Source organism: Streptomyces sp. NPDC048255 (assembly GCF_040652415.1).
Lineage (GTDB): Bacteria > Actinomycetota > Actinomycetes > Streptomycetales > Streptomycetaceae > Streptomyces.
Genome location: NZ_JBEZMA010000001.1, coordinates 35,283 through 55,679, shown reverse-complemented (window position 1 = coordinate 55,679; position 20,397 = coordinate 35,283). Strand labels below are relative to the sequence as shown.

Below are 20,397 nucleotides of genomic sequence, written 5' to 3'. Positions count from 1 at the left end.
GTCAGGGCGGCCCGTCCGCAGACGCCGGTGGTTTCTCGGGGAACACGAAGAAGGCCCCGGTCGTAATGACCGGGGCCTTCCCACTCTGAGCGGACGACGCGACTCGAACGCGCGACATCCACCTTGGCAAGGTGGTGCTCTACCAACTGAGCTACGTCCGCATGCACTGCGCTCGGCAATGCGTGCATCACTCTACCCGATCCACCGGAGTGGTCGGTAAACGATGCAGAGCGGGTGACAGGGATCGCACACTGCGCCTTCCCCCTGGAAGGAGGATGTTCTGCTACTGAACTACACCCGCACGACTTCGGGGCTTCGGCCTGCGGCCTCGCCCCTCGGCGTGATCCACACACTAGCCGATCCAGGGGGGTGGATGGCAAATCGGCCCTCAGTGGGCCGCGTTGTAGGCCTCGTAGATCTTCTTCGGGATGCGGCCGCGCGGCGGCACGTCGTACTGGTTGGACCGGGCCCAGGCCCGGACGACCGCCGGGTCCGGTGCGATGGAGGTGTGCTTGAAGGCCTTCCCCGAGCGGGACTGGCGGCGGCCGGCGGCCACGAAGGGGGCCAGGCCCTTCCGCAGTTTCTTTGCGTTGGCCACATTGAGGTCGATCTCGTACGACTTACCGTCCAGAGCGAACACGACCGTTTCCGCCGCTTCTCCGCCATCGATGTCATCGGAGAGCGTGACTACTACGCGCTGCGCCACGGATATCGGTCCCTTCGTGCGACGTCGTCACCCGTTGACGTGCGGTGATGTCGCCTGTGTGGATGTTTCGGAGCAATGCGTCTTTCTGCCCCCGTCGCGAAGCGACAAATGCCACCGCCTCGGGTGATTCCTTTGTACCCCGATTCGCATTGCATTGCGAAGCCCAGTTAATTATCTCCGCGTGTCTTGCCGCAATGCCGGGTACGCGGTTTTCCGGGGGATTTTGCGAAGCGTTGGTGAAGGCGAAACCGGTCGGCGATCAAGGTCAGATGATATCTACCCGCGTAGAAATTTTGGCCGGGTACGCTGAGGGAACCGCCTTCGCACCAACCACCACACGGGAGTGCCAGTGGCACGCGTCGTAGTCGACGTCATGCTCAAGCCGGAGATCCTCGACCCCCAGGGCCAGGCGGTGCAGCGTGCACTGCCGCGTCTGGGCTTCGAAGGAATCGCCGACGTCCGCCAGGGGAAGCGCTTCGAACTGGAGGTGGAGGGACCGGTCGACCAGGCCGCCCTCGACCGCATCCACAAGATGGCCGAAACCTTCCTCGCCAACACCGTCATCGAAGACTTCACCGTGAAGGTCGAGGCCTGACGGTGACCACTCGCATCGGAGTCGTCACGTTCCCCGGAACGCTCGACGACCGTGACTCGCTGCGCGCCATCCGCCTCGCGGGGGCCGAGCCGGTCTCGCTCTGGCACCGCGACAAGGACCTGCACCAGGTCGACGCGGTCGTCCTCGCGGGCGGCTTCTCCTACGGGGACTACCTGCGCGCCGGGGCCATCTCCCGGTTCTCGCCGGTGATGGAGACCATCATCGAGCAGGCCAAGGGCGGCATGCCCGTCCTCGGCATCTGCAACGGCTTCCAGGTCCTCACCGAGGCCCACCTGCTGCCGGGGGCGATGCTCCGCAACAACGACCTGCACTTCATCTGCCGCGAGCAGAAGCTGCGGGTGGAGAACGCGGAGACCGCGTGGACCGGCGACTACACCGCCGGCCAGGAGATCTCCGTACCGCTCAAGAACATGGACGGCCGCTACACCGCCGACGAGCGCACGCTCGACGAACTGGAGGCCGAAGGCCGCGTGGCCTTCCGGTACCTCGACGTGAACCCGAACGGTTCGCTGCGCGACATCGCCGGCATCACCAACGCCGCGGGCAACGTCGTCGGTCTCATGCCCCACCCCGAGCACGCGGTCGAGCCGCTGATCGGGACGGGCCGCACCGACGGTCTCCCGTTCTTCACCTCGGTCCTGAAGAAGCTGGTCAGCGCATGAGCCTCGACACCGTAAAGAACGCCAGCGAGAACCCGGACGCCGCGCAGCCCTGGAAGGAGCTCGGCCTCAAGGAGGACGAGTACGCGCGCATCCGCGAGATCCTCGGCCGCCGCCCGACCGGCGCCGAGCTCGCCATGTACTCGGTCATGTGGTCCGAGCACTGCTCGTACAAGAGCAGCAAGGTCCACCTGAAGCAGTTCGGCGAGAAGGTCCCGCAGAACGACGCCATGCTCGTCGGCATCGGCGAGAACGCCGGCGTCGTCGACGTCGGCCAGGGTTACGCGGTCACCTTCAAGGTGGAGTCGCACAACCACCCCTCGTACATCGAGCCCTACCAGGGCGCGGCCACCGGCATCGGCGGCATCGTCCGCGACATCCTCGCGATGGGCGCCCGCCCGGTCGCGGTCGTGGACCCGCTGCGCTTCGGCGCGGCCGACCACCCCGACACCAAGCGCGTCCTGCCGGGCGTGGTCGCGGGCATCGGCGGCTACGGCAACTGCCTGGGCCTGGCGAACATCGGCGGCGAGGTCGTCTTCGACGCCTGCTACCAGGGCAACCCGCTCGTGAACGCCGGCTGCATCGGCGTCATGAAGCACGAGGACATCCACCTCGCCAAGGCCTCCGGCCCCGGCAACAAGGTCATCCTCTACGGCGCCCGCACGGGTGGCGACGGCATCGGCGGCGTCTCGGTCCTCGCGTCCGAGACCTTCGACGACACGAAGCCCACCAAGCGCCCCGCCGTGCAGGTCGGCGACCCCTTCCAGGAGAAGCTCCTCATCGAGTGCACCCTGGAGATCTTCAAGGAGAAGCTGGTCGCGGGCATCCAGGACCTCGGCGGCGCCGGGCTCTCCTGTGCCACGAGCGAGCTGGCCTCCGCCGGTTCCGGCGGCATGCGGGTCGAGCTGGACACCGTCCCGCTGCGCGACGCGACGCTCTCGCCCGAGGAAATCCTCATGAGCGAGTCGCAGGAGCGCATGTGCGCGATCGTCGAGCCGCAGTACGTGGACCGCTTCATGGAGATCTGCGAGAAGTGGGACGTCATCGCCACCGTCATCGGTGAGGTGACCGACGGCGAGCGCCTGGAGATCTTCTGGCACGGCGAGCAGATCGTGGACGTGCCCCCGGGCACCGTCGCCCACGAGGGCCCCGTCTACAACCGCCCGTACGCGCGCCCCTCCTGGCAGGACGCGCTCCAGGCGGACGACGCCGGCAAGCTGCCCCGCCCGCAGACCTCCGAGGAGCTCCGCGCGCAGGTCCTGGCGCTGGTCTCCTCCCCGAACCAGGCCTCGAAGTCCTGGGTCACCGACCAGTACGACCGCTTCGTGCAGGGCAACACCGTGCTCGCGCAGCCCGAGGACGCGGGCATGGTCCGCATCGACGAGGAGACCAACCTCGGCGTGGCCATGTCCACCGACGGCAACGGCCGCTTCGCCAAGCTCGACCCCTACGCGGGCGCGCAGCTGGCGCTGGCGGAGTCGTACCGCAACGTGGCCGCGACCGGCGCCAAGCCGCTCGCGATCTCGAACTGCCTGAACTTCGGCTCCCCCGAGGACCCGGACGTCATGTGGCAGTTCGCCGAGGCCACCCGCGGCCTCGCCGACGGCTGCCTGGAGCTGGGCACCCCGGTGACCGGCGGCAACGTCTCGCTCTACAACCAGACGGGCGAGACCGCGATCCACCCGACCCCGGTCGTGGCGGTCCTCGGCGTGATCGACGACGTCAACCGCCGCACGCCGATGGCGTTCTCGGAGGCCGGCCAGCTGCTCTACCTGCTGGGCGACACGACCGAGGAGTTCGGCGGCTCGGCCTGGTCCCAGGTCGTCCACGACCACCTCGGCGGCCTGCCGCCCAAGGTGGACCTGGGCCGCGAGAAGCTGCTGGGCGAGATCCTGATCTCCGCCTCGCGCGACGGCATGGTCGACGCCGCGCACGACCTCTCCGACGGCGGCGTGATCCAGGCGCTCACCGAGTCCTGCCTGCGCGGCGGCAACGGTGCCCGGATCGTGGTGCCCGAGGAACTGGACGCCTTCACCTTCCTGTTCTCCGAGTCCGCGGGCCGCGCCATCGTGGCCGTCCCGCGCAGCGAGGAGCTCCGCTTCACCGACATGTGCGGTGCGCGGGGCCTGCCGGCCACCCGCATCGGCGTGGTCGACGGCGATGAGATCGAGATCCAGGGCGAGTTCACCCTCCCGCTGGCCGAACTCCGCGCGGCCCACGAGGCGACGATCCCGGCCCTGCTGGCCTGATCCCCGCCCGTCGTACGCGTACGAGCCCCCGCCCGGATCCCCTCCGGGCGGGGGCTCGCGCGTGGCCCGGCCATCCGGCCGTAGCGATTCCGTACCCGGAACCGGCTTCTGACCAGCGGCGGCGCTTGCGCATACTGACGCCGTGAGCATCGTCAAGAACCTGCCCGAAGCGGCGATACCCCAGGGCGGCGCCCCGGTCTGGAAGCCCGAGGACGCCCGGCGGTGGCGCGATGCCCGTGTGCCGTGGGCCTTCTCCCCGACCGTCGTCGGCTGGGTCCTGGCGCCGCTGGTCCTCCTCGCGATCGTGCTGCTCGTCCGGTACGAACCCGAGCGCACCCACCTCGGCACCGCGTGGACCGGTTTTCCCGGGGCGGTCCTGCTGCTCGCGCTCCCCGCCTGGTACCGCTTCCTGCCGGGCGCGACCCTCGTCGGCGCCCCGCTCGCAGCCCTGGACACGGTCCTCTCCCTGGCCCTCCCCGAGCGCTCCGACGGGCCCGGCGCCTGGCTGGTCCTGGCCCTGTGCGCCTGGGCGTTCACCGGGGCGCTGCTGCGGCGGCGGGCCCGGAGCCGGCAGCGGAACCTCTTCCTCGCGGCGGCCGGCGGCGCCCGCCGCCCGGTCCCCCAGCGCCTCACCACGGGGCACCGGCGGCGCGGCCGGTGGCTGATCGCCCCCGGGGCCGCGCTCTGCCTCGCGGCCGCGGTGCTCCTGGCCTGGGGTCTGGCCGCGGATCTGCGGGCGGCGGGGACGGGGACCCCGTACGACGCCGCCGGCCAGCAGCTCGTCGCCCTCCTGCTGCTGGTCCCCGGTACCACCCTGCTCGGCCGCGGCCTCCAGGCGCGGCGCGCCGCCCGGCGGCTGCACGACGGGCCGCAGCCCGTGCTGCGCGTCGGCGTGCGCAATCCGCTGGTCGGGCCCTGCTGGCTGGTCGCCGACGCCGTGACGACGACGGCCGAGCCGCTGGTCGCCTTCCGCGACCTCTTCGCGAACAGCCACGGCTCCGGCAGCGGCCGGCTGCTGGCCGGTGGGGAGGAGAGCCGGCTGCGGGCCGAGCACCACGACATCGACCCGCGCCGCGAGCCCTTCGAGGCGCTCCTGTACGGGGTGCCCCACGAAGGCGCCGAAGTCGTCCTGGAGTACGCCCACTACGAGAGCGACACCCGGATCGTCACCGCCGTCACGACCGCCCCGCTGCTGCCCGTACGCCGCCACTCCCTGCCGCCGTGGCAGCCGGCCGGGAACTCGTACACCCTCAGGTCCCGGGTGGAGGACGAGCGCCGGCGCGTGGAGCGGGCCGCCCGGGCCGCCCGCGGCGACCACGGAGGCGTCGGCTTCGCCTGCGGCAGCGGTGACGGCGGCAGCAGTTGTGGCGGAGGCTGCGGCGGGGGCGGTGACTGATCGGGCAGACTCGCCGCATGGCACCCAAGACCCGTACCTACGCCCCGGACCGGATCCGCACGGCCGTCCTGGCCCAGTTCGGCCACGTCGCCGACGCGCTGCGCGGGCTGGACGAGGAGCGCCTGGCGCGCCCCGCGCAGCTCGGCGACTGGACCGTACGGGACCTGGCGGAGCACCTGGCGTGGGCGGTCGGCTCGCTCGCCGGGGCCGCCGCCAGGCCGCCCGCCGCGCGCGCGGAAGTGACCGTACAGACCTGGCCGTTCGCGACCGGGCCGATCGCCGGGGTGATCGCCGAGGCGCACCGTACGGCGGACGCACGGCCCGGCCGGGCCGCGGAACCGCTCGACGCGCTGTACGAGCGGACCGGCGCCCGGCTCGCCGAGCTGCTGGACGTCCTGCCCGGCGGGCACGTGCTCCCGCTGTGGATCGGCGGGATGACCGTCGCCGACTTCCTGGTCACCCGGACCGTGGAGCTCGTCGTCCACACCGACGACCTGAACCGGGCCGCGGGTCTGGACATCCCCGTCGACCGGCAGGCCCTCGCCGCCTGCACCCGGGTCCTCGCGGACGCCCTGGCGGTCAAGGCGCCGGGTGCCTCGGTGGAGGTACGGGTGCCCCCGTTCGCGGTGGTCCAGTGCGTCGAGGGGCCCCGGCACACCCGCGGCACCCCGCCCAACGTGGTGGAGACCGACCCGCTGACCTGGATCAGGCTGGCCACGGGCCGGAGCGGCTGGGCCGAGTCGGTCTCGGCGGCGCGGGTGCGCGCCAGCGGGGAGCGGGCCGACCTCTCGGCGCTGCTCCCGCTGATGAGCTGAGCGGGGCCGGGCCGGGCCGAGCGGAGCCGCGCCGGCCCGGCCCGGGCGGGGAACCGTCCGGGCCGCCGCTCCGTCCCAGGAGCATGCGTACCTTCCGGCACGTCCGCGACCACGTTCCCGCCCGGGCCGCTCTGGGTCTGGGCCTCGTCCTCGCCCTCGGCCTCACCGGCTGCGGTCAGGTCTCGGAGAGCGGCAGCGGTCCGCTGCCCGGTCCCACGGGTTCCTGGGGCGTCGAGTCCCTGACCACCGGCGGCCGCACCCTGCACGCGCCCGAGGCCGCCCGCGTCGAGCTCACCCAGGACGAGGCCACGGGCAACTACGGCTGCAACGGATTCACGGCCGGGGTCGCCCTGGACGGGGACTCCGCGCTGACCGTCACACCGGGCGCCACCACCGCCATGGCCTGCGAGAACATGGAATTCGAGACGGCGTTCGCCAAGCTGTTCCAGGGTCGGCTGACCGTCGACCGCGGCCCGGACCGGCTCACCCTGAAGACCGCCGACGGGAGCACCATCGCCATGACGTCGAAGCCCCCGGTGGCGGACGCCCCGCTCACCACCACCGAGTGGACCGTCGACTCCCTGCTCAGCGGCGGGACCGTGTCCTCCGTACCGCCCGAGGCGGCCGGCAAGGCCCGGTTCACGCTCGCCGCCGACGGCACGGCCGGCGGCAACCTCGGCTGCAACCGGTTCAGCGCCCCGGCCGCCGTCGAGGGCTCCTCGGTCACCTTCGGGCCGCTCACCACGACCCGGATGGCCTGCGAGGGCCCGGCCGGCGAGGTGGAGCGGACGCTGACCGGGCTCTTCGGCAGCGGCCCGCTCACCTGGCAGGTCAAGGGCACGCAGCTGACCCTCACCGCGCCCGACGGCAAGGGCCTGGGCGCCAGGGCCGCCTCCGCCGCCGAGTGACCGCACGTGCGCCGCGCCGCCGTCCTCCGCCATGGCAGCGGAGGACGGCGACCGGCGGACGTCACCATCGAGTCCGGCCGTGACCACGGCCGGGCGGGCGGGGATCAGCCCGGGTACGGCAGCAGCCCCGCGTCCACGGACTCCCAGGCCGCCCGCAGCTCCGCCAGCCGGGCCGGTTCCACCGCGGCCTTGTCGGCCTGTTCGCGGACATCGGCGGCCAGGTCGAACAGCTGGTCCCGGCCCGATTTGCCGCGGTAGTACTTCCAGTTCCCGCGGCGCAGCGCCCGCTCCCCGCGCACCCGCCAGAACAGGTCCCGCCCGGCCGGCTTCTCGCCGCGCAGCAGGTACCCGGCCAGGCTCACCCCGTCGAGGGGGTACGCCCGGTCCGGCCGGGCCCCGCCCAGCTCCAGCAGGGTCGCCGTCCAGTCCGGGCTGAACACCGGCACGTGGCTGACCTGGCCGCCGTCCAGCCGTGCGGGCCAGCGCGCGATGTTCGGCACCCGGATCCCGCCCTCCTGGAGGGAGGCCTTGCTGCCCGACAGCGGCCAGTTGTACGAGAACCGCTCGCCGCCGTTGTCGCTGGAGAAGACGACCAGGGTGTCGTCCTCCTGGCCGGAGCGCTTCAGGGCCTCCAGCACCTCGCCGACCGAGCGGTCCAGGTCCTCGACCATCTCCTTGTACTTCCCGACCGAGCCGCCGTCCTGGTGCCACAGGGCCCGCCCGTCGCCCGCCTTGATCCGCCGGACGATCTCCGCGCTCTCCTCGGTGTCCCCGTCGGCGATCCACGGCCAGTGCGGGGTGGTGAAGTTGAGGTTCAGCAGCCAGGGCTTGCCGTGGTGGTCGCGGGAGACGTACTCGCTCGCCCGCTCGGTGATGATCCGGGTGTAGTAGCGCAGGTCCTTGTACGCGGCGTCGCCCTCGTAGAGGTCGTACTCGCCGCCGAGGCCCAGCTTGGAGTAGTACTCCAGGGCTCCGCCGAAGTTGCCGAAGAACTCGTCCCAGCCGGACCTCGTCGGGCTGTAGTCGGGCAGGTAGCCCGCGTGCCACTTGCCGATCAGGGCGGTGGCGTAGCCGGAGCCGCGCAGCAGCGAGGCCAGCGTGGGGTGCGTCGGCTCCAGCCCCGCCGACTTGTCGGCGATCGGCTCCGCCAGCCCGCCCCTGGTCCGGCCCGGGTAGCGCCCGGTGTACAGGCTGAACCGGGTCGGCGAGCAGGTCGCGGAGCCGGAGTAGGCATCGGTGAACCGGACGCCCTGGCGGGCGAGGCGGTCCAGGTTCGGGGTCTCGATGTGCGGCGAGCGGTAGGCGGAGAGGTCGGCCCAGCCCAGGTCGTCGCCCAGGATGAACAGGATGTTCGGACGGCGGGAGCGGCGCCCCCGGGCGGCCCGGAACTCCTGCTCCCGGGGGCCCGCGGACGGTGCGGCCGGAGCCTCGGCGGCCGCGGCCGGGGCAGCGCCCAGCCCCACCGCGGCGGCGGCAGCACTCACACCGACGGCGCCGCCGAAGGCACGACGGGACAGCTTGTTCTCGTACGAAGACACAGGTACTCCAAGGCACGGTCCGGCCCCCTGCCCCGGGCGGGCGCGGGGACGGCGCGCGGCACGGCAGGGCAGGGCGGGGCGGAGCGGAAATGGGGAAAGGAGAGAAAGAGTTGTGGCTACGCGGAACAGCGACAGATGGCGCTCGCGACACGGACCAGGTCTACGTGGCGGCGCTCGACGAGGGTGACAGTGCGGTCACCGAGAGGCTGCATGGAGCGAGAGCCTGTACGAATGCCTTCGTACATGTCAACAAGGTGATCCGAATACCGAGACGGAGGCGTCCGGTCACCCTCTGTGCTGTGACATTTCCCGGCCGTCCCCAATTCGGACCAGTGGTCGACCTCGCCTACACTCAGGGTGTGCCTCGTGGTGATGGACGACTCAACCACGACCTGCTCCCCGGAGAGAAAGGCCCCCAGGACGCTTGCGGCGTCTTCGGTGTCTGGGCTCCGGGTGAAGAGGTCGCCAAGCTCACCTACTTCGGACTGTATGCACTACAGCACCGCGGACAAGAGTCCGCGGGAATCGCTGTGAGCAACGGTTCCCAGATCCTCGTCTTCAAGGACATGGGCCTCGTTTCCCAAGTCTTCGACGAAACCTCTCTCGGCTCGCTCCAGGGTCATATCGCGGTCGGTCACGCCCGCTATTCGACCACCGGGGCCTCCGTCTGGGAGAACGCGCAGCCCACCTTCCGCGCGACCGCCCACGGCTCGATCGCCCTGGGTCACAACGGCAACCTGGTGAACACCGCCGAGCTCGCCGAGATGGTCGCCGACCTCCCCCGTCAGGACGGCCGCGCCACCCAGGTGGCGGCCACCAACGACACCGACCTGGTCACCGCCCTGCTCGCGGGGCAGACCGACGAGGACGGCAAGCCCCTGACGATCGAGGAGTCGGCCACCAAGGTCCTCCCGAAGGTCAAGGGCGCGTTCTCGCTCGTCTTCATGGACGAGGGGACCCTCTACACCGCCCGTGACCCGCAAGGCATCCGCCCGCTGGTCCTCGGCCGCCTGGAGCGCGGCTGGGTGGTCGCGAGTGAGACCGCCGCCCTCGACATCTGCGGCGCCAGCTTCGTCCGCGAGGTCGAGCCGGGCGAGCTCATCGCGATCGACGAGAACGGTCTGCGCACCTCGCGCTTCGCGGAAGCGAAGCCCAAGGGCTGTGTCTTCGAGTACGTCTACCTGGCGCGCCCGGACACCGACATCGCCGGCCGGAACGTCTACCTCTCGCGTGTCGAGATGGGCCGGCGCCTCGCCAAGGAAGCCCCGGTCGACGCCGACCTGGTGATACCGACGCCGGAGTCCGGCACGCCCGCCGCCGTCGGCTACGCCGAGGCGAGCGGGATCCCGTACGGCTCCGGCCTGGTGAAGAACGCCTACGTGGGCCGGACCTTCATCCAGCCCTCGCAGACGATCCGCCAGCTCGGCATCCGCCTGAAGCTCAATCCCCTCAAGGAAGTCATCCGGGGCAAGCGCCTGGTGGTCGTCGACGACTCGATCGTCCGCGGCAACACCCAGCGCGCCCTGGTCAAGATGCTCCGCGAGGCCGGCGCGGCGGAGGTCCACATCCGGATCTCCTCGCCGCCGGTGAAGTGGCCGTGCTTCTTCGGCATCGACTTCGCCACCCGGGCCGAGCTGATCGCCAACGGCATGACGGTCGACGAGATCGCCACGTCCCTCGGCGCGGACTCGCTCTCGTACATCTCGCTCGACGCGATGATCGAGGCGACCACCATCCAGAAGCCCAACCTCTGCCGTGCCTGCTTCGACGGCGAGTACCCGATGGAGCTGCCCGACCCGCAGCTCCTGGGCAAGCAGCTCCTGGAGTCCGAGCTCGCGGGCGGCACGGACGCCGCCGACGCGCTCCGCCGTCCGTAGGCATTTTTTCGGTTTGGCCTGCTCAACCTGCGCTGGGCCCTCTCTTTGAGGCTTCTCCGGGGGCCCAGCACCACACGCAGTAACGACACGAAAGCTCTCTCCTGTCATGACAGAGAAGACCACCGGTGCCAGCTACGCAGCCGCAGGCGTGGACATCGAAGCGGGAGACCGCGCCGTCGAGCTGATGAAGGAGTGGGTGAAGAAGACGCAGCGCCCCGAGGTCCTCGGCGGCCTCGGCGGCTTCGCCGGCCTCTTCGACGCCTCCGCCCTCAAGCGCTACGAGCGTCCGCTGCTGGCCTCCGCCACCGACGGGGTCGGCACCAAGGTCGACATCGCCCGCCAGCTCGGCGTGTACGACACCATCGGCCACGACCTGGTCGCGATGGTCATGGACGACATCGTCGTCTGCGGCGCCGAGCCGCTCTTCATGACCGACTACATCTGCGTCGGCAAGGTCCACCCCGAGCGGGTCGCGGCCATCGTCAAGGGCATCGCCGAGGGCTGTGTCCTCGCCGGCTGCGCACTGGTGGGCGGCGAGACCGCCGAACACCCGGGTCTGCTGGGACCGGACGACTTCGACGTGGCGGGCGCGGGCACCGGTGTCGTGGAGTACGACCGGCTGCTCGGCGCGGATCGCATCCGTACGGGTGACGCCGTCATCGCGATGGCTTCGTCCGGCCTTCACTCGAACGGGTACTCGCTGGTCCGGCATGTCCTCTTCGACCGGGCCGGGATGTCCCTGGAGCAGGAGATCGCGGAGCTCGGCCGCACCCTCGGCGAGGAACTCCTGGAGCCCACCAAGATCTACTCGCTGGACTGCCTCGCCCTCACCCGTACGGCCGAGGTGCACGCCTACTCGCACATCACCGGCGGCGGCCTGGCGGCCAACCTGGCCCGGGTGATCCCGGACCACCTGCACGCCACGGTCGACCGTTCGACCTGGACCCCCGGCGCGATCTTCGACCTGGTCGGCAAGGCGGGTCAGGTCGAGCAGCTGGAACTGGAGAAGACGCTGAACATGGGCGTCGGCATGATGGCCGTCGTGCCCGGCCAGTCGGTGGACGTGGCCCTGACCGCGCTGGCCGACCGGGGCGTCGACGCCTGGGTCGCGGGCGAGATCCTGGACCGCGGCGACCACACCGAGGGCGCCACCCTCACCGGTTCCTACGCGAGCTGAGCAGCACTGAAACCCGGCCCGGGGCAATGCCCTGGACCGGGTTTCAGTTCTTTGACCTGTGCAGACGCCTCAGGGCGTCAAGCGCCGCGACGCTGTGCCGACGGACCGGACTCCTCGTCCTCGTCGTCGTCATCGCTGTTGTACAGATCCGCGTACTTGGCGTACGGGTCGTCGTCGTCATCCAGATCGTCATCGACTTCGACCGGCTCGCTGATAGGCAGCGGCTCTGTCGGCGATGCGCCCAGCTCATTGGCCAGACGCGAGAGGTCAGTCCCGCCGCTGTTGTACTTCAGCTGGCGGGCGACCTTTGTCTGCTTGGCCTTGGCCCGGCCGCGCCCCATGGCTCGACCCCCTCGGTGACGGGGCTCGACGGCCCCAGAGTCTGACACGCGTTCATGGTTCGGAGCGGGCTCTCCGTGGAGAGACCGTCCGTAGGGGTTTAACGGTACCTGCTTCCGCGGCCATACGGTACGCCGCCCGCATGACGTGCCCCGGTGCAGGACCAACGAGGCGCCCCGTCCTCGCTGGTCAACCGCGATTTTAACCCTTTCCTGGCGGGCGACCCGCCGAAGTGCAGTGAGTTCCGTCTCGCCGCAACCCCGGCGGGCGCACCCGAAGGCCCTGGGCGGGCCCGAACCAGGGTCTAGACCGCGCGGGCGGCGCGGGCGTCCGCCATGCGCTGCTCGGCGATCCGGTCGGCCGCCGCGGCGGGCGGGATCCCGTCCGCCTTCGCACGAGCGAATATGGCCAGGGTGGTGTCGAAGATCTTCGAGGCCTTGGCCTTGCAGCGGTCGAAGTCGAAGCCGTGCAGCTCGTCGGCGACCTGGATGACACCGCCCGCGTTCACCACGTAGTCCGGCGCGTAGAGGATCCCGCGGTCCGCGAGGTCCTTCTCGATGCCGGGGTGGGCGAGCTGGTTGTTCGCCGCGCCGCAGACGACCTTGGCGGTGAGGGCCGCGACCGTCTCGTCGTTCAGGGCGCCGCCGAGCGCGCAGGGGGCGTAGATGTCCAGGCCCTCCACGCGGATCAGGGCGTCCGTGTCGGCGACCGCGGTGACCTTGCCCGGGTGCTTGTCGAGGATCCGCTGCACGGACTCCTGGCGCGGGTCGGTGATCACGACCTCCGCGCCGTCCTCCAGCAGGTGCTCGACCAGGTAGTGGCCGACCTTGCCGACGCCCGCGACGGCGACCTTGCGGCCGCGCAGGGTCGGGTCGCCCCAGATGTGCTGGGCGCTGGCGCGCATGCCCTGGAAGACGCCGAAGGCGGTGAGCACCGAGGAGTCGCCGGCGCCGCCGTTCTCGGGGGAGCGGCCGGTCGCCCAGCGGGTCTCGCGGGCCACGACGTCCATGTCCGCCACGTAGGTGCCGACGTCGCAGGCCGTCACGTAGCGGCCCCCGAGGGACTCCACGAACCGGCCGTAGGCCAGCAGCAGTTCCTCGGTCTTGAGACCGCCCTGATCCCTGCTGGCCGGGTCGCCGATGATCACGGCCTTGCCGCCGCCGAGGTCGAGACCGGCGAGGGCGTTCTTGTACGACATGCCGCGCGAGAGGTTCAGCGCGTCGAGGACGGCCTCCTCGTCCGAGGCGTACGCGTGGAAGCGGGTACCGCCGAGGGCGGGGCCCAGGGCGGTGGAGTGGATCGCGATGACGGCCTTCAGTCCGGTGGCGCGGTCCTGGCACAGCACGACTTGCTCGTGGCCGCCCTGCTCCGTACGGAACAGGGTGTGCAGGACGCCGTCGGTCATTTCGGTCACGGTGGTGACTCCCATGGGTGAGATGCGGCGGAATGACGCCCGCCCTGCGGGTGGGGGAGGGCGCGCTGGGAGCAGCGTAAGACCTGCGGGCCGCACGCGGTTGACCTGTCCGGGGATCGGAACCCTCCCGGAGTACGAAGGCCCCGCCCGCCCCCGCCGGAGGCGGGCGTACGCCCCTCACGAGCGGGTAACGGGCCCGCCGGAGGTGAACCCGGCCTCCAAAGGGGGCAGTACGAGAGCGTGAGCGAATCCCCGGATCCCCTGCTGCCCGCCGCGCGCTCGGCGCCGACCGTCCCGTACGCCTCCTACCTGCGCGTCTACGAGCCGCTGGCGGCCTTTCCGGAGGCGGAGCGCACGCACTGGGCCGACTACGCCCGCCGCGGGGTGACCCCGACGGCCCAGGACGAACTGCGCCGGTCGCTGGCGGATTTGGTCCGGGTGCCGGTGGTGGGGGTGCCGGCGCAGGAGAGCGCGGACGCCTTCACGGCGGAGGTGGGCGGCGTGCTGCTGGTCTGCCCGTGGCGGACCAGGCTGCGCGGCTGGCTCGCGCTCCAGGAGCTCGTGGAGTGGTTCCCGGCTCCGGTGCTGGACGCCGCGCTCCCGCCGGTGATGCGCCGGCGGGCGGCCGAGGAGTACGAGCGCTGGCGCGAGCGGAACCCGGACGCCCGCCCGTGGATCCGTACGGGGGTGTGGCAGGTGCCGCTGCGCTGGTTCGTGCTGTTCGCGGACGAGGAGCGGGAGTACCTGCCGGGCGAGCGGCTGCGCTACCGGACGCCGATGGTCCAGGCGAGGCGGCGGCTGGCCCGCGGGCTGCGGACCCTGCGCGAGGCGAAGGGCTACGGGATGCTCGCCGAGGGGCTGGTGGAGGTCGGCAGCTGGCTGGAGGAGTTCCACCCGCGCTCGATGGTCGAGCTGGACTACGGCGGGCTGCTGTACGCGCTCCCGGCGGAGGGGCTGGCGGCCGACCGCTCGGCCGGGGACCTGGCGGCGGGAATCGCGGCTCTGCGGGCGGGGGACATGGACGGCGCGGGCCGGGCGTACGAGGATCTGGCGGAGCGGTGGCGGGCGGTCCGGGAGAGGCTCTTCGCGAATTAGGCCCGGATCGGGGTGTTCTTCGCGACATCGAGCAGAACACCCGGAAAGGTCACGGCTTCCCGGAACGTACCGTTGCGTATCGGTCGATGGGTCACAACTGGCTGATCAGCGCCTTGATCACTACATTTAGGTCCTAGTACCAGGACCTACGTCCCGATACGGGCCATTGGCCCAAGCGTGACGGACCGCACTAACTACACCCTTGCGCCCTTCCCCTACCCTCGTGCCAAAATAGGACAAGGAGTCCGGGGAGGGTTCCTTCCGTCCAACTAAGGGCGGAATGCTCGGCATTGCGCTCTACGGGGGGTCTGACGACTCCTGATCGCTCTGTGACTGATCGTCACAGTGGGGTGACTGTCCGTTATGGGGCGGTCCATCGGCTTCCGCCGCTGATGAACACCTCGGAGGGCAATTCCGTCGGTTTGGCCCTTGGGGCTGGACGGATGGTGTAGTTGTAGTGCCGAGGACAAGCCGTTCGTCCTATAACCGACTCGGCCCGCGTATGTCCATTTCGGGCACCGCGGGCCAAGGTGCAGAATTTAGAGGAAAGAACCGAGATGGTTCGGTTCTCCCGAGGAGGCCGCTCATGACCGCTCGCACCCCTGATGCCGAGCCGCTGCTGACCCCGGCTGAGGTTGCCACGATGTTCCGCGTGGACCCGAAGACGGTCACCCGCTGGGCCAAGGCTGGCAAGCTCACGTCCATCCGCACCCTGGGTGGACACCGCCGTTACCGCGAGGCTGAGGTTCGCGCACTGCTCGCGGGAATTCCGCAGCAGCGCAGCGAGGCCTGAGGTCTCGTAACACCCCGCTTTAACGGGTTTATATCGGGTCCCCCAATCCGATGAAACCTACATAGCTTCATACGGCCGGGCCTGCCCCAACAGGCCCTTCGGTCGTTCGATCGCGCTGGACTCCGCCGGGTCCAGCGCGATCTTTTTTATGCCCAGGTCAGGGTGGTCCGGGGTGGGTGCCGAGCCGGCGGAGGGGTGGGTGCCATTGCACATATTAAATCGAGCGAGCGTAGGCATGCGATAAAAGTATGAGTCCCAAAAACTCATATGGTGACACCCGTCACAGATGATCACTCTTGTACATCCGGCAATCCACCCCGTAAGGGGACGCGCGTCGCGGGACGCATCATGCGAACGAGGGATTCTCGGTCCGTGGGACCGCGAGGAGCGGGCGGGGGACCTGACGACCCTCCAAGGAGTCCCCGACGGGCCCTCCAGGCGCCCCGGACGGGCCCTCAGGGACGCGTGAGGCGTGTGAGGTCGCGGACGGGCCCGTACGGGGCTCAGCGCGCGCCTGCGCGAAGCCCGCGCGCGGGGGCGGGTACGAGGCCCGCACGAGGTCGCGGACGGGGTCTGCGCGAGGTCGCGTACGAAGCCGCCCGCGAGGCCGGGCGCGAGGCCGGGCGCGCGGCCTCGTACGGGGCGGTGTGTGGGGATGTCCCCCGCCAACGCATCAGGGCCCGCATCCCTGGGGATGCGGGCCCTGATGTTGCTGCGAACCTGACGGGACTTGAACCCGCGACCTCCACCTTGACAGGGTGGCGAGCTAACCAACTGCTCCACAGGTCCTTGATTTGCGGCCGATTGCTTGGCTGCGAATCAGACTGTACAGCAGCTCAGGGGGTGCGGTCGAACCCGATCACGGGGCCGCCGCGTCCACCGCCTTCACGATCCGCTTGTCGGAGATCGGGTACGCCGTGCCGAGCGCGTGGGCGAAGTAGCTGACCCGCAGCTCCTCGATCATCCAGCGGATGTCGGTGACCGAGGACGGGACCGGCCGTCCCTTCGGCAACTGCTCCAGCAGCCAGGCGTACTCGTCCTGCATCTCGTGGACCTTCTGCATCCGCGTGGTGTCCCGCTGGACGCCCGTGGGCATCTGCTGGAGCCGCCGGTCCGCCGCCACCAGGTACCGCATCAGGTCCGCCAGCCTGCTCAGCCCCGTCAGGGTCACGAAGCCGGCCGGCATGAGGGCCGCGAGCTGGGTCTTCACGTCCTGGAGGTTGGCGACCAGGGCGAGGCTGCTGGTGGCCTTCAGCCGGCGTTCGCAGGACTGCCAGGCGGCCAGGACCTGCTGCACCTGACCGACCGTCTTCACGGTGGTGTCCACCAGGTCGGCCCGTACGGCCTCGTAGAGCCGGCGGAAGCCCGCCTCGTCCCACGCGGGGCCGCCGTGGTCGGCGATCAGCTTGTCGGTCGCCGCGGTCGCGCAGTCGTCGAACAGCGCCTGGATGGAGCCTTGCGGGTTCCTGGACAGGGCCAGCTTCTGCTGGTTGGTCAGGTGGTCGGAGGCGAACTTCGCCGGGTTCACCGGGATGTTCAGCAGGATCAGCCGCCGCGTGCCCAGCCACATCGCCTGCTGCTGCTCGGCCTCGGTGTCGAAGAGCCGTACGGAGACGCTCGTCCCCTCGTCCACGAGCGCCGGGTACGCCTTCACCGGCTGGCCCGCCCGCCGGGTCTCGAAGACCTTGGTCAGCGTGCCGATCGTCCAGTCGGTCAGCCCGGTCCGCTCCAGCGACTCCCCGCCCGCCCGCTCGGCGGTGGCGGCGGCGGCCTTGGACAGGGCCTGGCGGGCCTTGGGCTTCAGCCGCAGGCGCAGGGCCTCCAGGTCCTTGTCCTCGGCGACGTTCTTGCGGCGCTCGTCGACGATCCGGAAGGTGATCTTCAGGTGATCCGGGATCCGGCTCAGGTCGAAGTCCTCGGCCGACACCGGGACCCCGACCATCCGCTGGAGCTCGCGCGCCAGCGTCACCGGCAGCGGCTCCTGCAAGGGCACCGCGGTGTCCAGGAAGCGGGACGCGAAGTTCGGCGCGGGCACGTAGTGCCGGCGGATCGGCTTGGGCAGCGAGCGGATCAGCTCGGTGACGACCTCTTCCCGCAGCCCGGGGATCTGCCAGTCGAAGCCCTCGTCGGTGACCTGGTTCAGCACCTGGAGCGGGATGTGGACCGTCACGCCGTCCGCGTCCGCGCCGGGTTCGAACTGGTAGGTCACCCGGAACTTCAGCTGCCCCTGGCGCCAGGAGTCCGGGTAGTCGGCCTTGGTGACCCCGGCCGCCTTCTCGGTCAGCAGCATCTCGCGCTCGAAGTCGAGGAGTTCGGGCTCCTCGCGCTTCTTGTGCTTCCACCAGGAGTCGAAGTGCGCCCCGGAGACCACGTGCTCGGGGATCTTCTGGTCGTAGAAGTCGAACAGGGTCTCGTCGTCCACCACGATGTCGCGGCGCCGGGCCCGGTTCTCCAGCTCCTCCACCTCGGTGAGGAGCTTGCGGTTGTCGGCGTAGAACTTGTGGTGGGTCCGCCAGTCGCCCTCGACCAGCGCGTTGCGGATGAACAGCTCGCGCGAGACCTCGGGGTCGATCCGCCCGTAGTTGATCTTCCGCTGGGCCACGATCGGTACGCCGTACAGCGTGACCTTCTCGTACGCCATCACGGCCGCCTGGTCCTTCTCCCAGTGCGGCTCGCTGTACGTGTGCTTGACGAGGTGCTGCGCGAGCGGCTCCACCCACTCGGGTTCCACCTTGGCGTTGACCCGGGCCCACAGCCGCGAGGTCTCCACCAGCTCCGCCGACATCAGGAACTTCGGCTGCTTCTTGAAGAGCGCCGAGCCGGGGAAGATCGCGAACTTCGCCGACCGCGCTCCCAGGTACTCGTTCTTGTCGGTGTCCTTCAGGCCGATGTGCGAGAGCAGCCCGGCCAGCAGCGAGACGTGGACGCTGTGCTCGGGGGCATCGGCCTCGTTGACGTGGATGCCCATGATCTTGGCGACCGTACGCAGCTGCGAGTAGATGTCCTGCCACTCGCGGATCCGCAGGAAGTTCAGGTACTCCTGCTTGCACATCCGGCGGAAGGAGGAGGAGCCCCGCTCCTTCTGCTGCTCGCGGACATAGCGCCACAAGTTCAGGAAGGCCAGGAAGTCGCTGGTCTCGTCCTTGAAGCGGGCGTGGTTCTGGTCGGCCTGGGTCTGCTTGTCGGAGGGGCGCTCGCGCGGGTCCTGGATGGACAGGGCCGCCGCGATGACCATGACCTCGCGGACGCAGTTGTTCTTGTCGGCCTCCACGACCATGCGGGCGAGGCGCGGGTCCACGGGCAGCTGGGAGAGCTGGCGGCCCATGGGCGTGAGCCGCTTGCGGGAGTCCTTCTCCGACGGGTCCAGCGCGCCGAGCTCCTGGAGCAGTTGCACGCCGTCGCGGATGTTGCGGTGGTCCGGCGGGTCGATGAAGGGGAACTTCTCGATCTCGCCGAGGCCGGCCGCGGTCATCTGGAGGATGACGGAGGCCAGGTTCGTGCGCAGGATCTCGGCGTCCGTGAACTCGGGACGGGCGTTGAAGTCGTCCTCGGAGTACAGGCGGATGCAGATGCCGTCGCTGGTGCGGCCGCAGCGGCCCTTGCGCTGGTTGGCGCTGGCCTGCGAGATCCGCTCGATGGGCAGGCGCTGCACCTTGGTGCGGTGGCTGTAGCGGGAGATCCGGGCGGTGCCCGGGTCGATCACGTACTTGATGCCGGGGACGGTCAGCGAGGTCTCGGCGACGTTCGTGGCCAGCACGATCCGGCGGCCCGTGTGCTGCTGGAAGACCCGGTGCTGCTCGGCGTGCGAGAGACGGGCGTAGAGGGGGAGCACCTCGGTGAAGCGCAGATTCCGCTTGTTCAGCGCGTCCGCCGTGTCGCGGATCTCGCGCTCGCCCGAGAGGAACACCAGGACGTCGCCCGCGCCCTCGGACTGGAGCTCGTCCACGGCCTCGCAGATCGCGGTGATCTGGTCGCGGTCGCTGTCGTCGCCCTCCTCTTCGAGGAGCGGCCGGTAACGGACCTCCACCGGATACGTCCGCCCGCTGACCTCGACGATCGGCGCGTCCCCGAAGTGCCGGGAGAAACGCTCCGGGTCGATGGTCGCCGAGGTGATGATCACCTTGAGGTCGGGGCGCTTCGGCAGCAGCGTCGCCAGGTAGCCCAGCAGGAAGTCGATGTTCAGGGACCGCTCGTGGGCCTCGTCGATGATGATCGTGTCGTAGGCGCGCAGCTCGCGGTCCGTCTGGATCTCGGCGAGCAGGATGCCGTCCGTCATCAGCTTCACGAAGGTCGCGTCCTGGTCCACCTGGTCGGTGAACCGGACCTTCCAGCCGACCGTCTGGCCGATCTCGGACTTCAGCTCCTCGGCGATCCGCTCCGCGACCGTGCGGGCCGCGATCCGGCGGGGCTGGGTGTGCCCGATCATGCCCCGGACGCCCCGGCCCAGCTCCATGCAGATCTTGGGGATCTGCGTGGTCTTGCCGGATCCGGTCTCGCCCGCGACGATCACGACCTGGTGGTCGCGTATCGCCTCGGCGATCTCGTCCTTCTTCTGGCTGACGGGCAGGTTCTCGGGATACGTGACCTCGGGCATCCGCGAGGCACGGCCGGCCAGTCGCGCGGCGGCCTTCGCGGCCTCCTCGGCGATCTCGTCGAGCACGGCCTGCTTGGCCTCGGGCTTGCGGATACGGCGGGCGCCCTCGAGGCGGCGGCCGAGGCGGTGCGCGTCACGGAGGGAGATCTCACCGAGAAGCGTCTGCAGGGCGGCGAAGGAAGTAGACATACCTGATCGAGGATCTCACCTGGGCCCTACGG

Annotated in this window: 16 protein-coding genes and 3 tRNA genes; 10 read left to right on the top strand and 9 right to left on the bottom strand. The window is 70.3% G+C overall.

The genetic code is table 11. The annotated features are described in order from the left end of the window. Nucleotides 1-88: 88 nt before the first annotated feature. The 3 genes from AB0D94_RS00245 to AB0D94_RS00235 form a co-directional block, all read right to left on the bottom strand. A tRNA-Gly gene (locus AB0D94_RS00245) sits at nucleotides 89-161 on the bottom strand. 68 nt (nucleotides 162-229) lie between these two features. Further along, nucleotides 230-301: transfer RNA gene (locus AB0D94_RS00240), tRNA-Gly, on the bottom strand. An 87-nt stretch (nucleotides 302-388) separates the two neighbouring features. Further along, nucleotides 389-706 carry an Lsr2 family protein gene (locus tag AB0D94_RS00235; protein ID WP_266935411.1) on the bottom strand — a complete coding sequence of 106 codons (318 nt, stop codon included), beginning with the start codon at nucleotides 704-706 and terminating at the stop codon, nucleotides 389-391. 343 nt (nucleotides 707-1,049) lie between these two features. Between AB0D94_RS00235 and purS the strand changes: the two genes are divergently transcribed. From purS to AB0D94_RS00205, 6 genes are all read left to right on the top strand, one after another. Further along, nucleotides 1,050-1,301, top strand: a complete 252-nt coding sequence (gene purS / locus AB0D94_RS00230) for a phosphoribosylformylglycinamidine synthase subunit PurS (protein WP_008740952.1) — start codon at nucleotides 1,050-1,052, stop codon at nucleotides 1,299-1,301. A gap of 2 nt (nucleotides 1,302-1,303) precedes the next feature. Continuing rightward, a complete protein-coding gene (purQ, locus tag AB0D94_RS00225; RefSeq protein WP_362043681.1) occupies nucleotides 1,304-1,984 on the top strand; it encodes a phosphoribosylformylglycinamidine synthase subunit PurQ in 681 nt (226 codons plus the stop codon). Further along, complete coding sequence (purL, locus tag AB0D94_RS00220; RefSeq protein ID WP_362043679.1) at nucleotides 1,981-4,230, top strand: phosphoribosylformylglycinamidine synthase subunit PurL; 2,250 nt, start codon at nucleotides 1,981-1,983, stop codon at nucleotides 4,228-4,230. The genes purQ and purL overlap by 4 nt, the downstream gene beginning before the upstream one ends. Before the next feature lie 142 nt (nucleotides 4,231-4,372). Beyond that, entirely contained in the window at nucleotides 4,373-5,626 is a 1,254-nt protein-coding gene (locus AB0D94_RS00215) for a hypothetical protein (RefSeq protein WP_362043677.1), read from the top strand. 17 nt (nucleotides 5,627-5,643) lie between these two features. Beyond that, entirely contained in the window at nucleotides 5,644-6,441 is a 798-nt protein-coding gene (locus AB0D94_RS00210; protein ID WP_362043675.1) for a sterol carrier family protein, read from the top strand. 83 nt (nucleotides 6,442-6,524) lie between these two features. After that, entirely contained in the window at nucleotides 6,525-7,349 is an 825-nt protein-coding gene (locus AB0D94_RS00205) for an META domain-containing protein (RefSeq protein ID WP_362043673.1), read from the top strand. A gap of 104 nt (nucleotides 7,350-7,453) precedes the next feature. On the opposite strand, the gene AB0D94_RS00200 is transcribed toward AB0D94_RS00205, so the two are convergent. Both AB0D94_RS00200 and AB0D94_RS00195 read right to left on the bottom strand, forming a co-directional pair. Further along, nucleotides 7,454-8,887, bottom strand: coding sequence for a sulfatase-like hydrolase/transferase (locus AB0D94_RS00200; protein WP_362043671.1), 1,434 nt, complete (start codon nucleotides 8,885-8,887; stop codon nucleotides 7,454-7,456). 116 nt (nucleotides 8,888-9,003) lie between these two features. Further along, nucleotides 9,004-9,099, bottom strand: a complete 96-nt coding sequence (locus AB0D94_RS00195) for a putative leader peptide (RefSeq protein WP_324617183.1) — start codon at nucleotides 9,097-9,099, stop codon at nucleotides 9,004-9,006. 147 nt (nucleotides 9,100-9,246) lie between these two features. On the opposite strand from AB0D94_RS00195, the gene purF reads away from it, so the two are divergent. Both purF and purM read left to right on the top strand, forming a co-directional pair. Continuing rightward, nucleotides 9,247-10,764 carry an amidophosphoribosyltransferase gene (gene purF / locus AB0D94_RS00190; RefSeq protein ID WP_362043668.1) on the top strand — a complete coding sequence of 506 codons (1,518 nt, stop codon included), beginning with the start codon at nucleotides 9,247-9,249 and terminating at the stop codon, nucleotides 10,762-10,764. A 106-nt stretch (nucleotides 10,765-10,870) separates the two neighbouring features. Further along, nucleotides 10,871-11,941 (top strand): phosphoribosylformylglycinamidine cyclo-ligase, encoded by a 1,071-nt coding sequence (gene purM / locus AB0D94_RS00185; RefSeq protein ID WP_362043666.1) that lies wholly within the window; start codon nucleotides 10,871-10,873, stop codon nucleotides 11,939-11,941. Between the two features lie 77 nt (nucleotides 11,942-12,018). On the opposite strand, the gene AB0D94_RS00180 is transcribed toward purM, so the two are convergent. Both AB0D94_RS00180 and AB0D94_RS00175 read right to left on the bottom strand, forming a co-directional pair. Continuing rightward, complete coding sequence (locus tag AB0D94_RS00180) at nucleotides 12,019-12,282, bottom strand: DUF3073 domain-containing protein (RefSeq protein ID WP_266935398.1); 264 nt, start codon at nucleotides 12,280-12,282, stop codon at nucleotides 12,019-12,021. Nucleotides 12,283-12,584: 302 nt separating this feature from the next. Next, a complete protein-coding gene (locus AB0D94_RS00175) occupies nucleotides 12,585-13,694 on the bottom strand; it encodes a Glu/Leu/Phe/Val dehydrogenase dimerization domain-containing protein (RefSeq protein WP_362043663.1) in 1,110 nt (369 codons plus the stop codon). A 240-nt stretch (nucleotides 13,695-13,934) separates the two neighbouring features. Between AB0D94_RS00175 and AB0D94_RS00170 the strand changes: the two genes are divergently transcribed. Together AB0D94_RS00170 and bldC are read left to right on the top strand one after the other, a co-directional pair. After that, the gene (locus AB0D94_RS00170; protein WP_362043661.1) at nucleotides 13,935-14,789 is read left to right on the top strand and encodes a hypothetical protein; all 855 of its coding nucleotides are present in this window, start codon (nucleotides 13,935-13,937) and stop codon (nucleotides 14,787-14,789) included. Between the two features lie 586 nt (nucleotides 14,790-15,375). Continuing rightward, complete coding sequence (gene bldC, locus AB0D94_RS00165; protein WP_003949541.1) at nucleotides 15,376-15,582, top strand: developmental transcriptional regulator BldC; 207 nt, start codon at nucleotides 15,376-15,378, stop codon at nucleotides 15,580-15,582. A gap of 715 nt (nucleotides 15,583-16,297) precedes the next feature. Here the strand turns inward: bldC and AB0D94_RS00160 are convergent. Together AB0D94_RS00160 and hrpA are read right to left on the bottom strand one after the other, a co-directional pair. Then, nucleotides 16,298-16,371: transfer RNA gene (locus tag AB0D94_RS00160), tRNA-Asp, on the bottom strand. A gap of 70 nt (nucleotides 16,372-16,441) precedes the next feature. Then, a complete protein-coding gene (hrpA, locus tag AB0D94_RS00155; protein ID WP_362043659.1) occupies nucleotides 16,442-20,365 on the bottom strand; it encodes an ATP-dependent RNA helicase HrpA in 3,924 nt (1,307 codons plus the stop codon). Nucleotides 20,366-20,397 lie beyond the last annotated feature (32 nt).

Bases quoted from the DNA above. Each gene is read 5' to 3' on its own strand.
- purL (WP_362043679.1), top strand. From the start codon at position 1,981: ATGAGCCTCGACACCGTAAAGAACGCCAGCGAGAACCCGGACGCCGCG.
- AB0D94_RS00210 (WP_362043675.1), top strand. From the start codon at position 5,644: ATGGCACCCAAGACCCGTACCTACGCCCCGGACCGGATCCGCACGGCC.
- AB0D94_RS00205 (WP_362043673.1), top strand. From the start codon at position 6,525: ATGCGTACCTTCCGGCACGTCCGCGACCACGTTCCCGCCCGGGCCGCT.
- AB0D94_RS00195 (WP_324617183.1), bottom strand. From the start codon at position 9,099: ATGCAGCCTCTCGGTGACCGCACTGTCACCCTCGTCGAGCGCCGCCAC.
- purM (WP_362043666.1), top strand. From the start codon at position 10,871: ATGACAGAGAAGACCACCGGTGCCAGCTACGCAGCCGCAGGCGTGGAC.
- AB0D94_RS00180 (WP_266935398.1), bottom strand. From the start codon at position 12,282: ATGGGGCGCGGCCGGGCCAAGGCCAAGCAGACAAAGGTCGCCCGCCAG.
- bldC (WP_003949541.1), top strand. From the start codon at position 15,376: ATGACCGCTCGCACCCCTGATGCCGAGCCGCTGCTGACCCCGGCTGAG.
- hrpA (WP_362043659.1), bottom strand. From the start codon at position 20,365: ATGTCTACTTCCTTCGCCGCCCTGCAGACGCTTCTCGGTGAGATCTCC.